The 12468-nt window shown below is 44.0% G+C and carries 21 protein-coding genes; all 21 read left to right on the plus strand.

The window, feature by feature from the left end:
• A partial coding sequence (gene rplF, locus ACI35L_RS07810; protein WP_439802612.1) for a 50S ribosomal protein L6 occupies positions 1-473 on the plus strand: 473 nt, incomplete at its 5' end.
• A 31-nt stretch (positions 474-504) separates the two neighbouring features.
• Entirely contained in the window at positions 505-867 is a 363-nt protein-coding gene (gene rplR / locus ACI35L_RS07815) for a 50S ribosomal protein L18 (protein WP_049672530.1), read from the plus strand.
• Between the two features lie 23 nt (positions 868-890).
• Positions 891-1391 carry a 30S ribosomal protein S5 gene (rpsE, locus tag ACI35L_RS07820; protein WP_049672529.1) on the plus strand — a complete coding sequence of 167 codons (501 nt, stop codon included), beginning with the start codon at positions 891-893 and terminating at the stop codon, positions 1389-1391.
• Positions 1392-1404: 13 nt separating this feature from the next.
• Positions 1405-1587, plus strand: coding sequence for a 50S ribosomal protein L30 (gene rpmD, locus ACI35L_RS07825; RefSeq protein WP_049672528.1), 183 nt, complete (start codon positions 1405-1407; stop codon positions 1585-1587).
• Between the two features lie 33 nt (positions 1588-1620).
• Positions 1621-2061: a 50S ribosomal protein L15 gene (gene rplO, locus ACI35L_RS07830; RefSeq protein ID WP_049672527.1), complete on the plus strand. Its 441-nt coding sequence runs from the start codon at positions 1621-1623 to the stop codon at positions 2059-2061.
• Entirely contained in the window at positions 2061-3353 is a 1293-nt protein-coding gene (gene secY, locus ACI35L_RS07835) for a preprotein translocase subunit SecY (RefSeq protein ID WP_049672526.1), read from the plus strand. The genes rplO and secY overlap by 1 nt, the downstream gene beginning before the upstream one ends.
• 56 nt (positions 3354-3409) lie before the next feature.
• Positions 3410-4063 (plus strand): adenylate kinase, encoded by a 654-nt coding sequence (locus ACI35L_RS07840; protein ID WP_049672525.1) that lies wholly within the window; start codon positions 3410-3412, stop codon positions 4061-4063.
• On the plus strand, positions 4060-4806 hold the full coding sequence (gene map / locus ACI35L_RS07845) for a type I methionyl aminopeptidase (protein ID WP_049672524.1): 747 nt from the start codon (positions 4060-4062) through the stop codon (positions 4804-4806). Before ACI35L_RS07840 ends, map begins: the two co-directional genes overlap by 4 nt.
• Before the next feature lie 16 nt (positions 4807-4822).
• Positions 4823-5128, plus strand: coding sequence for a KOW domain-containing RNA-binding protein (locus tag ACI35L_RS07850; RefSeq protein ID WP_049672523.1), 306 nt, complete (start codon positions 4823-4825; stop codon positions 5126-5128).
• A complete protein-coding gene (gene infA / locus ACI35L_RS07855) occupies positions 5128-5346 on the plus strand; it encodes a translation initiation factor IF-1 (protein ID WP_040372572.1) in 219 nt (72 codons plus the stop codon). The genes ACI35L_RS07850 and infA overlap by 1 nt, the downstream gene beginning before the upstream one ends.
• A gap of 38 nt (positions 5347-5384) precedes the next feature.
• A complete protein-coding gene (gene rpmJ, locus ACI35L_RS07860; RefSeq protein WP_017473641.1) occupies positions 5385-5498 on the plus strand; it encodes a 50S ribosomal protein L36 in 114 nt (37 codons plus the stop codon).
• A 23-nt stretch (positions 5499-5521) separates the two neighbouring features.
• Positions 5522-5887, plus strand: a complete 366-nt coding sequence (gene rpsM / locus ACI35L_RS07865) for a 30S ribosomal protein S13 (protein ID WP_049672522.1) — start codon at positions 5522-5524, stop codon at positions 5885-5887.
• A gap of 22 nt (positions 5888-5909) precedes the next feature.
• On the plus strand, positions 5910-6299 hold the full coding sequence (rpsK, locus tag ACI35L_RS07870) for a 30S ribosomal protein S11 (protein WP_049672521.1): 390 nt from the start codon (positions 5910-5912) through the stop codon (positions 6297-6299).
• A 181-nt stretch (positions 6300-6480) separates the two neighbouring features.
• Positions 6481-7425 (plus strand): DNA-directed RNA polymerase subunit alpha, encoded by a 945-nt coding sequence (locus tag ACI35L_RS07875; protein WP_049672520.1) that lies wholly within the window; start codon positions 6481-6483, stop codon positions 7423-7425.
• 48 nt (positions 7426-7473) lie between these two features.
• Positions 7474-7836 carry a 50S ribosomal protein L17 gene (gene rplQ, locus ACI35L_RS07880; protein ID WP_049672519.1) on the plus strand — a complete coding sequence of 121 codons (363 nt, stop codon included), beginning with the start codon at positions 7474-7476 and terminating at the stop codon, positions 7834-7836.
• Between the two features lie 381 nt (positions 7837-8217).
• On the plus strand, positions 8218-9054 hold the full coding sequence (locus ACI35L_RS07885; protein ID WP_049672518.1) for an energy-coupling factor ABC transporter ATP-binding protein: 837 nt from the start codon (positions 8218-8220) through the stop codon (positions 9052-9054).
• Complete coding sequence (locus ACI35L_RS07890; RefSeq protein ID WP_049672517.1) at positions 9030-9896, plus strand: energy-coupling factor ABC transporter ATP-binding protein; 867 nt, start codon at positions 9030-9032, stop codon at positions 9894-9896. Before ACI35L_RS07885 ends, ACI35L_RS07890 begins: the two co-directional genes overlap by 25 nt.
• Positions 9893-10690 (plus strand): energy-coupling factor transporter transmembrane component T family protein, encoded by a 798-nt coding sequence (locus ACI35L_RS07895; protein ID WP_439802613.1) that lies wholly within the window; start codon positions 9893-9895, stop codon positions 10688-10690. The genes ACI35L_RS07890 and ACI35L_RS07895 overlap by 4 nt, the downstream gene beginning before the upstream one ends.
• Complete coding sequence (gene truA / locus ACI35L_RS07900; protein ID WP_439802614.1) at positions 10691-11473, plus strand: tRNA pseudouridine(38-40) synthase TruA; 783 nt, start codon at positions 10691-10693, stop codon at positions 11471-11473.
• A 140-nt stretch (positions 11474-11613) separates the two neighbouring features.
• Positions 11614-12051, plus strand: coding sequence for a 50S ribosomal protein L13 (gene rplM / locus ACI35L_RS07905; RefSeq protein ID WP_049672515.1), 438 nt, complete (start codon positions 11614-11616; stop codon positions 12049-12051).
• A gap of 20 nt (positions 12052-12071) precedes the next feature.
• Entirely contained in the window at positions 12072-12464 is a 393-nt protein-coding gene (gene rpsI, locus ACI35L_RS07910; RefSeq protein WP_049672514.1) for a 30S ribosomal protein S9, read from the plus strand.
• The last annotated feature ends 4 nt before the right edge of the window (positions 12465-12468 follow it).

Raw genomic sequence — 12468 nt, forward strand, 5'->3', positions numbered from 1 at the left:
ATACAGTAACTGTTAAAGGACCAAAAGGTGAATTGACTCGTACTTTTCACTCTGATATCGAAATTAAAGTAGAAGATAACAACGTAGTTGTAAACCGTCCAAGCGATGAGAAGCTTCATCGTTCATTGCACGGAACTACACGCGCTATTATCGCAAACATGGTTGAAGGTGTCTCTAAAGGATTCGAAAGAAACCTTGAGTTGATTGGTGTCGGATATCGTGCTCAAAAACAAGGTAAAAAGCTTGTATTGAATGTAGGATATTCTCACCCAGTAGAGATCGAACCAGAAGAAGGAATTGAAATCGAAGTTCCTGCTAACACAAAAATTAGCATCAAAGGTACTGACAAAGAGCGTGTTGGCGCATTAGCTGCTAACATCCGCGATGTACGTCCACCAGAACCTTACAAAGGTAAAGGTATTCGTTACGAAGGCGAACATGTTCGTCGTAAAGAAGGTAAAACAGGTAAGTAAGGCCCTAAAGCTTAGGAAAGGAGTGTCGTAAATGATCACGAAGGCTAACAAAAACGCTACTCGTAAGAAAAGACATGCACGTGTTCGCGCTAAGCTCGCTGGCACTGCTGCTCGTCCGCGTTTGAATGTTTTCCGATCCAATAAGCACATTTACGCACAGCTTATTGATGATGCTAATGGTGTTACATTGGCTAGTGCATCAACTCTTGATAAAGAAATTAGCCTTGACGCCACAAGCAATGTGGATGCAGCTAAAGCAGTTGGCGCATTAATCGCTAAACGCGCTGTAGAAAAAGGCGTTTCCGAAGTAGTTTTTGACCGTGGAGGATACCTTTACCACGGACGCATACAAGCACTTGCAGATGCTGCACGTGAAAACGGATTACAATTCTAATAGATAAAGGAGGGACATATTAGATGCGTCGCATTGATCCAAATAAATTAGAACTAGAAGAACGCGTAGTTACGGTTAACCGCGTTGCTAAAGTAGTAAAAGGCGGACGTCGTTTCCGTTTCACTGCTCTAGTAGTAGTAGGAGATAAGAACGGCCATGTAGGATTCGGTACTGGTAAAGCTCAAGAGGTACCTGATGCAATCCGCAAGGCTATCGAGGATGCGAAGAAAAACTTGGTGACTGTACCAATGGTTGGAGTTACAATTCCTCACGAAGTTATCGGACGTTTCGGATCTGGTGAAATCCTAATGAAGCCAGCTTCTGAAGGTACTGGAGTTATCGCTGGTGGCCCAGTTCGTGCGGTACTTGAATTAGCAGGTATTGCTGATATCCTTTCCAAGTCTCTTGGCTCTAACACACCAATCAATATGGTTCGTGCTACTATTGATGGTATCAAGCAATTGAAATCCGCTGAAGAAGTGGCTAAATTGCGTGGTAAGTCAGTAGAGGAACTGTTAGGATAAGGAGGGAAATCAAATGGCAAAGAAATTGGAAATTACCCTCACGCGTAGTTTAATCGGCCGTTCCGAAGACCAACGCGTAACAGTGAATACTCTTGGTCTTAAGAAAATGCACCAAACTGTAGTGCATAACGACAACGATGCTATTCGCGGTATGATCAACAAGGTTTCACACCTTGTAACTGTTAAAGAAATTTAATGCTAACTAACGTTGATATAAGGAGGTGCCAGCATGAAACTTCACGAATTAAAACCTGCAGAAGGTTCTCGTAAAGCGCGCAAACGTGTAGGTCGCGGTATTGGTTCTGGTCACGGTAAAACCGCTACTAAAGGTCACAAAGGTCAAAATGCCCGCTCTGGCGGTGGTGTTCGCCTTGGATTTGAAGGGGGTCAAACTCCTCTATTCAGACGTTTGCCAAAACGTGGATTCACTAATATTCATCGTAAAGAATTTGCAGCCGTAAACCTAGAAAAGCTTAACCGCTTTGAAGATGGTACTGAAGTAACACCTGAATTGTTAATCGAAACAGGTGTTGTGAAAAGCGAAAAAGCAGGAATCAAAATTCTTGCTAAAGGTAACGTAGAGAAAAAGTTAACTGTAAAAGCTCATAAATTCTCTGCTGCTGCAAAAGAAGCGATTGAAGCCGCAGGCGGTAAAACTGAGGTGATTTAATGTTCCGTACATTACGTAATTTCATGCGAGTGAAAGATATCAGGAACAAAATTCTCTTCACTCTTGCTATGCTAGTAATTTATCGCATCGGCACCTTCATCCCGGTTCCGGGTGTGAATGCTGAGATACTCAATATGAGCGATCAGTTAAGCGTTTTTGGAGTTCTTAACTTCTTCGGAGGCGGAGCTCTTAGCAACTTTTCTATTTTAGCGATGGGTATCATGCCGTATATCACGGCATCGATCATCATCCAGCTCTTGCAGATGGATGTTGTCCCTAAATTCGCTGAATGGTCTAAGCAAGGTGAGGTTGGACGGCGTAAATTAGCTCAGTTTACCCGCTATGGAACGATTGTGCTTGGATTTATCCAAGCTCTCGGTATGTCATACGGTTTTAACAACATGGCTAATGGAGCTTTGATAGAAAACCCAGGAATTACGACGTATCTGTTGATTGCAACAGTATTAACAGCCGGTACCGCATTCTTATTGTGGCTCGGTGAACAAATCACATCTAATGGTGTTGGAAATGGGATTTCGATCATTATCTTCGCAGGTATTGTTTCCGCAATCCCTTCTACACTTAACCAAGTATATGCAACAATGTTCGAAGATGCTGGTGATGCTCTGTTCCTAAACATTGTTATTGCAGTCTTGATTGTTTTGGCAATCATCGCAATCATTGTTGGAGTTATCTTCATTCAGCAAGCAAACAGAAAAGTACCTATCCAATATGCGAAGCAGGTTGCTGGCAAAGGCCCGGTTGGTGGACATAATACTCACTTGCCTTTGAAAGTTAACTCTGCTGGTGTAATACCGGTAATCTTTGCTGTTTCCTTCATTATCACTCCACCGACGATCGCCTCTTTCTTCGGAGAGAACAGTGTGACGACGTGGATCACGAATACATTTGATTACACTCGCCCGGTTGGGATGATTCTCTACATTGCTTTGATCATTGCTTTCTCCTATTTTTATGCTTTCATTCAAGTTAACCCGGAACAGCTGTCCGAGAACTTGAAGAAGCAGGGAGGATATGTACCAGGAATTCGTCCGGGTAATGCCACTCGGGAATACTTTACTCGCGTATTGTACCGATTGACTTTCGTCGGGGCGCTATTCCTTGCATTTATTGCTATACTTCCGGTACTATTTACTAAGTTGGCTGACCTTCCGTCTTCTGCCCAAATTGGCGGAACAAGTCTTCTGATTGTAGTAGGTGTCGCCTTAGATACAATGAAGCAATTAGAATCACAGTTAGTGAAGAGACATTACAAAGGATTTATTAAATAAAAGGTTTCGGGGACATTTATGCTCCCCAAGCCTATTATTGTTTAGGGGGAAAAAGTGTGAATCTTGTATTAATGGGACTGCCAGGCGCCGGTAAAGGCACTCAAGCAGAAAGAATAGTAGAAGAATACCATATCCCTCATATCTCTACTGGAGATATGTTTCGGGCAGCAATGAAGGATGAAACTCCGCTTGGTCTTGAGGCGAAATCCTATATGGATAAAGGCGAGCTTGTTCCTGATGAAGTTACCATCGGAATTGTACGCGAGCGTTTAGCTAAGGATGACTGCCAAAAAGGATTCTTGCTTGATGGATTCCCTCGTACAGTTGCTCAAGCTGAAGCACTTGAAGCGCTTCTCGCTGAAATGGATCGGCAATTAGACTATGTCATTAATATAGAAGTAGATAAAAGCATACTAATGGAGCGCTTGACAGGCCGACGCATCTGCAAGGCATGCGGTGCTACTTACCATCTAGTATTCAATCCTCCAGCCAAAGAAGGCGTGTGCGACCGCTGTGGGGGAGAGTTGTACCAAAGAGCGGATGACAACGAGGCAACGGTTCAGACCCGTCTCGATGTTAACATTCAACAGTCGCAGCCACTGATTACCTTCTATGAAGGAAAAGGTTATTTACGAAATCTTGACGGACAGCAACCGATTGATAAAGTCTTCGCGGATATAGAAGAGCTGCTCGGGAGCTTGTCTCGATGATCATTTGTAAAACCCCACGCGAGATTGCGATCATGCGTGAAGCCGGCCGTTTAGTTGCGCTCACACACCAAGAGCTGCAAAAATATATTCAGCCTGGCATTACTACAAAGGAATTGGATGCAATCGCAGATGAGTTTATCTGCAAACATGGTGCAATTCCGTCCTTTAAAGGGTATAATGGTTTTCGTGGCAGCATTTGTACATCCGTTAATAACGAGCTTGTACATGGCATTCCTGGTAAAAAAACATTGAAGGACGGCGATATAATCAGTATTGATATAGGCGCTAAGCTCAATGGTTATCACGGTGATTCAGCATGGACTTATCCTGTTGGAGAAATCGATGATGATACTAGGAGACTGCTTCAAGTAACAGAAACGTCCCTTTTTAAGGGGATTTCGGAAATAAAGCCAGGCCAACGTCTCTCTAATATCTCACATGCTATTCAAACATATGTCGAGGAAAACGGCTTTTCTATAGTAAGAGAGTATGTCGGACACGGAATCGGTCAAGACTTACATGAAGCACCGCAATTGCCGCACTTTGGCCCGCCTAATAAAGGTCCAAGGCTGAAGCCGGGAATGGTGATTTGTGTGGAGCCAATGGTCAATGCCGGCAGCCGCTACGTCCAGACGTTGTCGGATAACTGGACGGTGGTCACGGTTGATGGCAGGAATTGTGCCCATTTTGAGCACACCGTTGCGATTACCGAAGAAGGCTATGAAATCTTAACGTTAGTTTAATTGTAGGTGATCTTGATTGATCCATGAGGAAAGATCTCCCCGGTTGGGACAATTTGTGCGTGTCACTCAAGGCAGGGACACAGATCAATATGCCATCGTTGTGAGAATTGCTGATGAAAAGTTTGTTTGGATCGCTGACGGTGACAGGCGTAAGTTTGATCGCGCGAAGCGAAAGAACATGCTTCATTTGCATTTTTATGAAGCTCATTCTCCTGAGGTGGAGAATAGCTTAGGGGAAACAGGTCGCGTCACGAACGGAAAACTCCGTTACGCATTGACATATTTTTTGAAAAGCCTAGAGAAGAAGGGAGAAGAACTGTAATGGCAAAAGATGATGTTATTGAAGTTGAGGGTACAGTTACTGAGACTTTACCAAACGCTATGTTTAAAGTGGAATTAGAGAATGGCCATACTGTCCTTGCTCATGTGTCCGGCAAAATTAGAATGCACTTCATTCGAATTCTGCCTGGTGACAAAGTGACGGTTGAGCTATCTCCTTATGACTTAACCCGCGGAAGAATAACGTATCGTTTTAAATAATCTCGGTTGCACTCCGCATTTTATAAGGAGGGAAAACAATGAAAGTCAGACCATCAGTAAAACCAATCTGCGAAAAATGTAAAGTTATCCGTAGAAACGGTAAAGTAATGGTTATTTGTGAAAACCCAAAGCATAAGCAAAAACAAGGGTAATAATAAAGGAGGTGCGCATATAAATGGCACGTATTGCTGGAGTAGATATTCCTCGTGACAAACGAGTTGTTATTTCTTTAACTTATATTTTCGGTATTGGCAGACCAACTGCTGAAAAAGTTCTTGCAGAAGCTGGTGTTTCTCAAGATACTCGCGTACGCGATCTTACTGAAGACGAGTTGAACAAAATCCGTGAAATCATCGACGGTTACAAAGTAGAAGGTGACCTTCGCCGTGAAGTTTCCCTTAACATCAAACGTCTAATGGAAATCGGATGCTACCGTGGACTTCGCCACAGAAGAGGACTTCCTGTTCGTGGACAAAACACGAAAAACAACGCTCGTACTCGTAAAGGCCCACGTAAAACTGTAGCTAACAAGAAAAAATAATAAGTGAGGAGGTTTTGTCGACATGGCACGCAAAACGAATACACGCAAACGTCGCGTGAAAAAGAACGTAGAATCTGGTATCGCCCACATTCGTTCTACTTTTAATAACACTATCGTTACTATTACTGACGCACACGGAAATGCGATTTCTTGGTCTAGTGCTGGTGCACTTGGCTTCAGAGGTTCCCGTAAGTCAACTCCGTTCGCTGCTCAGATGGCAGCAGAAACTGCAGCTAAAACATCAATGGAACACGGTATGAAAACTTTAGAAGTAACTGTAAAAGGACCTGGTTCTGGTCGTGAAGCAGCTATCCGTGCTTTACAAGCAGCTGGTCTTGAAGTTACAGCTATTAAAGATGTAACTCCAGTTCCTCATAATGGTTGCCGCCCACCAAAACGCCGTCGTGTGTAATTTTGTTTGAATAGATTTTATATCCCTGTCTATAATGGGATAATAGAAAGGTTTTCTTATTTAAGAAAGTCATCAGTAAGTTGCGCACATTCGGGAGTCTATATTGGGGAATTTCGGTTAGATCGAAACCACTACCTTCTTCTAGCCGGGGTTTCGACGTTTTGAAGGAGGGTATTGTTGAATGATCGAGATAGAAAAACCAAAAATTGAAACGGTTCAAATCAGCGAAGACGGAAAATATGGGAAGTTTATCGTTGAACCACTTGAGCGTGGATATGGAACAACTCTGGGTAACTCCTTACGTCGTATCCTATTATCCTCATTGCCTGGTGCTGCCGTTACATCTATTCAAATTGATGGTGTACTCCATGAGTTCTCTACTATTGAGGGTGTAGAAGAAGATGTAACAGCTATCATCCTAAATATCAAGAAGCTCGCATTGAAGATTTATTCCGATGAGGAAAAAACCCTTGAAATTGATGTTCAAGGTGAAGGAGCTGTAACGGCTGCTGATATTACACATGATAGTGACGTAGAAATCCTTAATCCGGATCTTCTCATTGCTCATCTATCCAAGAAAGCACACTTGCGCATGCGCTTAGTGGCTAAACGCGGAAGAGGCTACACGCCGGCTGATCAAAACAAACGTGAAGATCAACCAATCGGTGTAATACCAATTGACTCTATTTACACTCCAGTATCCCGCATGACTTATCAAGTAGAAAATACGCGTGTTGGTCAATTGACTAATTTCGATAAGTTGACTCTTGATGTATGGACTGATGGAAGTACTGGTCCAAAAGAAGCGATTGCGCTCGGCGCTAAGATCGTTACTGAGCATTTAAATATCTTTGTTGGTTTAACGGATGAAGCTCAAAATGCTGAAATCATGGTTGAAAAAGAAGAAGATCAAAAAGAAAAAGTACTTGAGATGACAATCGAAGAGCTTGATCTTTCTGTTCGTTCTTACAACTGCTTGAAGCGTGCTGGCATCAACACGGTGCAAGAGCTTGCCAATAAAACAGAAGAAGATATGATGAAGGTTCGTAACCTTGGCCGTAAATCACTTGAAGAAGTGAAAGCTAAGCTTGAAGAATTAGGTCTTTCCCTGCGTAAAGACGACTAATAAAAGATAAGATACAATCCGTATTTCACCTAAAGGAGGGAAACTTTCATGGCATACAGAAAGTTAGGACGTACAAGTGCACAGCGTAAAGCTATGCTACGTGACTTGGCTACTGATTTAATCATCAACGAACGTATTGAAACGACTGAAACTCGTGCGAAAGAATTGCGTTCAGTAGTTGAGAAAATGATCACTCTAGGCAAACGTGGAGATTTACACGCTCGTCGTCAAGCAGCTGCTTACATCCGTAACGAAGTTGCAAACGAAGAGTCTGGCCAAGATGCTGTTCAAAAATTATTCGCTGAAATCGCACCTCGTTATGAAGAGCGCCAAGGCGGTTACACTCGTATCATGAAAATTGGTCCACGTCGCGGTGACGCTGCACCAATGGTAATCATCGAGTTAGTTTAATAAGTGAAATCAAGGGAGAGTTCATCCTCTCTTCTGATTCTCTTTTTGACAAGCCTATAGCATGAAGCGCAGCGGTACGTTGCGCTTATGCTTTTAAGCTTATTTACTGAAAAATCCAAAAAACGACGGAGCGTTACGATATAGCTCACATTTAGGTGACGATCTGAATGTTAGCATGTCTAGCTCTTGCACCCCTATTTGCGGACAAAACGTATGTTGTCCGCGTGTGGTTAAGATAAGGTGAATGCTGTTCTTAATTCCGAGGACCTCTGGTCTTGTCGGAAGGGGGTGCAGCGTTTTTTTATACCTAAAATTAAGCAAACAGTGGAGAAAGCTATATAATGAGAAGAGCAGAGAATAGAGAAGCGTATGGAGGAAGTTATGAGGAAACTGTTGGCAGAAGTAAGCAATGTATCCTTTCAATATGATACTAGCACCAGAAAAGCCCTTGACGGCATCTCTTTTTCCGTTGTCGAGGGAGAATGGCTGGCCATTGTAGGACATAATGGTTCAGGTAAATCGACCTTGGCCAAGCTTTTAATTGGCCTGAATTTCCCAAGTGAAGGGAAGATCAAGGTTGGCGATATGGACATGAGCGAGGAGCATATATGGGAGATCAGACGCCAAATTGGCATGGTTTTTCAGAATCCCGATAACCAATTTGTCGGCACGACGGTTGTGGATGATGTGGCTTTTGGTTTGGAAAATGCCGGCATCGAAAGAGAAGTCATGATAAGCCGGGTTAAGGATGCGCTCTTAAAAGTGCGCATGGATGGCTTTCTCAATCAAGAGCCGCACCATTTGTCTGGCGGTCAGAAGCAGCGTGTAGCCATTGCAGGCGTGCTAGCGCTTGGACCGTCCATCATCATATTGGATGAAGCAACATCTATGCTTGACCCGATGGGCAAAGCAGAGGTGCTTGAGACCATCCGTCAGCTGAAGGCAGACCGAAATTTAACGGTTATCTCCATTACTCATGATTTGGAGGAGGCTGCACGGGCAGATCGGATGATCGTCCTTAATCAAGGGAAAATCTTTGCTGAAGGGACACCAAGTGAGATTTTTGCTCTTGATGAAGAGTTGATTAAGCTCGGACTTGATATTCCCTTCTCTGTGAAGATGGGCAAGCTCCTGCGTGAGCAAGGGCTTGATGTAAGCAATCACATCACTGAGGAAGGGCTGGTGGATGAACTATGCAAATATCGCTCAAACAAGTAGCACATATTTATCAGGAGGGTACCCCATTTGAATTCAGGGCTATCCATGATATCAATGTAGAATTCCCCTCTGGCTCCTTCATTGGTGTGATCGGTCACACTGGATCTGGGAAGTCTACCCTGCTGCAGCATTTGAATGCCTTATTAAAGCCTTCGGAAGGGTCGGTTACGATTGGGGAACGAATGATAACATCTGATAAGAAGATGAAGAACCTAAAAGCCATTCGTAAGCAGGTCGGAATCGTCTTTCAGTTCCCAGAACACCAGTTGTTCGAAGAAACGGTTGAGAAGGACATCTGCTTTGGGCCAATGAATTTTGGGGTGAGTGAAGAGGAAGCCAAAGCTAGGGCAAGGGCAGCGCTAGAGCTCGTGGGCTTGCATGAGTCCCTTCTGAATGTATCTCCGTTTGATTTATCAGGAGGGCAAATGAGAAGGGTTGCGATTGCTGGTGTTCTTGCGATGGAGCCGGAGGTCATCGTTCTTGATGAGCCAACAGCCGGGCTGGACCCTAAAGGACGCAAGGAGATCATGGAGATGTTCTATAAGCTCCATAAGGAGAAAGGCATCACAACGATTCTCGTAACGCACAGCATGGAGGACGCAGCCCGCTATGCTGATGAACTTGTCATCATGAATAAGGGGACAATTGTTAAGAAGGCGCCCCCTTCTGAGATTTTTGCTGAGCCGGAAGAATTGATGGAACTTGGACTAGCTGTGCCTGATACTGTTCGTTTTCAGCTTGACTTTGAAGAGAAGACTGGCCTTCGATTGACGAAGAGACATCTGTCGATGGAGGAGCTGGCGATAGAGATTAAAGCTGTGCTCGGAGGTGGCGAACTATGATGGACAAGTTTATCATTGGACGCTATGTTCCATCGGATTCTGTCATACACCGCATGGACCCAAGGGCAAAGCTATTAATGGTATTGATCTATATCTGTATCGTCTTTCTGGCGAATAACTGGTTATCCTACGGGCTGTTGATTCTTTTCACGCTTATTGTTATTGCCCTGACAAAGATTAAACCCTCCTTCATCATACAAGGCTTAAAGCCGGTTATCCTCCTTATAATCCTGACGTTGATTATCCAGCTCTTCTTTACGAAGAGGGGAGAGGTTGTTTTCACGCTCTTTGGGATGGATATATATGATGAAGGGATTAAGATGGGGGTCTTTATCTCCCTGCGCTTTACCCTGCTCATTCTCATTACGAGCGTCATGACGCTGACAACCACACCGATTGAGATCACTGATGGGATGGAGACCTTGCTGAACCCATTGAAGAAGGTTAAATTCCCTGTCCATGAGCTTGCACTTATGATGTCTATCTCCCTGCGCTTTATCCCAACCTTACTCGAGGAAACGGATAAGATTGTCAAGGCACAGACGTCAAGGGGTGTGGATTTCTCCAGCGGACCGCTGAAGGAGAGATTCCAGGCGGTTGTCCCATTGCTTGTGCCGCTGTTTGTAGGCTCATTTAAGCGTGCTGAAGAGCTTGCAGTTGCTATGGAAGCAAGGGGCTATCGCGGCGGAGAAGGGCGTACAAAGTACAGAGCGCTCTCCTGGCATATGAGGGATACTCTATTAATGGGCTCCCTTGTTATCTTAACGATACTACTAATATGGACGCGATCATAAATGGAAAAGACACTGCAAAGGTATAAATGTACATTGGCTTATGATGGGACAGGCTTTGCCGGCTATCAAGTGCAGCCGGGCAAACGAACCGTCCAGCTTGAGGTTGAAGAAGCCTTGAGTAAGATTCATAAGGGACAGGCAATCCGGATAGCTGCGTCCGGACGGACGGACGCAGGTGTGCATGCACGCGGGCAGGTAGTGCATTTTGATTCTGCCCTCGGAATACCGGCTGAGCGCTGGAAGAAGGCCTTAAATGCGATGCTGCCTGATGATATCTCCATTCTGGATGTTATACCGGTTGATACGGCCTTCCATGCCCGTTTCAATAGCATCCGTAAAGAATACCGCTATCGAATCAGTCTTAGGGAAGAGCGTGATCCTTTCCTGCGCCACTATGCCTATCATTATCCATACCGGCTTGATTTAGAGGCAATGAAGGAAGCCGCTCAGCTTTTAACGGGCACGCATGACTTCACGAGCTTCTGTTCCGCCAAAACAGAGGTGATTGATAGGGTTCGAACGGTTGAGGAAATTATTTTCAACACCAACGATGATGAATTGGTGATACAATTCATAGGCGATGGCTTTTTGTACAATATGGTCCGTATCCTGACAGGGACTCTTCTAGAGGTTGGGAGCGGCAGAAGAGATCCTGCTGAGATGGAGAAGATCCTTGCTGCAAAGGACCGTGTGCAGGCAGGAAAGACAGCGCCGGGGCATGGATTATATCTGTGGAAAGTGGATTATGCCATAACAACTAATCCAGGTGTAACATTTTCTTGACTTTAGGTCGAAAACGGTATATCATATCATTTGGTATGTTAAAACCACGAGAATAGCCCCGGAAACTATTTCGTGTTTAGATAGAGCCACAAGGATTTTTGAAATGTAAAACAAGGAATTATTTTTAGGAGGGTAAATTAATGCGTACGACGTATATGGCGAAAGCTAGTGATGTAGAACGTAAATGGTACGTTGTCGATGCTGAAGGTCAAACTTTGGGTCGTCTTGCATCAGAAGTAGCCTCAATTCTTAGAGGTAAACACAAACCAACTTATACTCCACATGTTGACACTGGTGATCATGTGATTATTATCAATGCATCTAAAATCGAACTGACTGGTAAGAAATTAACTGACAAAATTTACTACCGTCACAGCATGCACCCAGGTGGATTGAAAACAAGAACTGCTCTTGAAATGAGAACTAACTACCCTGAGAAAATGTTGGAGCAAGCAATCAAAGGCATGCTTCCAAAAGGATCTCTTGGTCGCCAAATGGGCAAAAAATTAAACGTTTATGCTGGAGCTGAACATCCGCACCAAGCACAAAAACCAGAAGTTCTAGAACTTCGCGGTTAATTTAAAAGGAGGATATAACATTGGCACAAGTACAATATTACGGTACTGGTCGACGTAAGAGCTCCGTTGCTCGTGTGCGTTTGATTCCAGGTGAAGGCCGCATCATTATCAACGATCGTAAAATCGAAGAATACATTCCATTTGAAGCACTTCGCGAAGTTGTGAAGCAGCCTCTAGTGGTAACTGAAACTACAAACAGCTATGACGTTTTGGTAAACGTTAAAGGCGGTGGCTACACAGGCCAAGCAGGCGCAATCCGTCACGGTATTGCTCGTGCATTGCTTGAAGTAGATCCAGAAAACCGTCCAGGACTTAAACGTGCTGGATTGTTAACTCGTGACTCTCGCATGAAAGAACGTAAAAAATACGGTCTTAAAGGCGCGCGTCGTGCACCACAATTCTCAAAACGTTAATATT

It is taken from the genome of Pradoshia sp. (assembly GCF_051873915.1).
GTDB lineage: Bacteria > Bacillota > Bacilli > Bacillales > Pradoshiaceae > Pradoshia.

Coding starts and splice junctions, on each gene's coding strand:
- rplR (WP_049672530.1), top strand. CDS start 505: ATGATCACGAAGGCTAACAAAAACGCTACTCGTAAGAAAAGACATGCA.
- rpsE (WP_049672529.1), top strand. CDS start 891: ATGCGTCGCATTGATCCAAATAAATTAGAACTAGAAGAACGCGTAGTT.
- rpmD (WP_049672528.1), top strand. CDS start 1,405: ATGGCAAAGAAATTGGAAATTACCCTCACGCGTAGTTTAATCGGCCGT.
- rplO (WP_049672527.1), top strand. CDS start 1,621: ATGAAACTTCACGAATTAAAACCTGCAGAAGGTTCTCGTAAAGCGCGC.
- secY (WP_049672526.1), top strand. CDS start 2,061: ATGTTCCGTACATTACGTAATTTCATGCGAGTGAAAGATATCAGGAAC.
- map (WP_049672524.1), top strand. CDS start 4,060: ATGATCATTTGTAAAACCCCACGCGAGATTGCGATCATGCGTGAAGCC.
- infA (WP_040372572.1), top strand. CDS start 5,128: ATGGCAAAAGATGATGTTATTGAAGTTGAGGGTACAGTTACTGAGACT.
- rpmJ (WP_017473641.1), top strand. CDS start 5,385: ATGAAAGTCAGACCATCAGTAAAACCAATCTGCGAAAAATGTAAAGTT.
- rpsM (WP_049672522.1), top strand. CDS start 5,522: ATGGCACGTATTGCTGGAGTAGATATTCCTCGTGACAAACGAGTTGTT.
- rpsK (WP_049672521.1), top strand. CDS start 5,910: ATGGCACGCAAAACGAATACACGCAAACGTCGCGTGAAAAAGAACGTA.
- ACI35L_RS07875 (WP_049672520.1), top strand. CDS start 6,481: ATGATCGAGATAGAAAAACCAAAAATTGAAACGGTTCAAATCAGCGAA.
- rplQ (WP_049672519.1), top strand. CDS start 7,474: ATGGCATACAGAAAGTTAGGACGTACAAGTGCACAGCGTAAAGCTATG.
- ACI35L_RS07885 (WP_049672518.1), top strand. CDS start 8,218: ATGAGGAAACTGTTGGCAGAAGTAAGCAATGTATCCTTTCAATATGAT.
- ACI35L_RS07890 (WP_049672517.1), top strand. CDS start 9,030: ATGCAAATATCGCTCAAACAAGTAGCACATATTTATCAGGAGGGTACC.
- ACI35L_RS07895 (WP_439802613.1), top strand. CDS start 9,893: ATGATGGACAAGTTTATCATTGGACGCTATGTTCCATCGGATTCTGTC.
- truA (WP_439802614.1), top strand. CDS start 10,691: ATGGAAAAGACACTGCAAAGGTATAAATGTACATTGGCTTATGATGGG.
- rplM (WP_049672515.1), top strand. CDS start 11,614: ATGCGTACGACGTATATGGCGAAAGCTAGTGATGTAGAACGTAAATGG.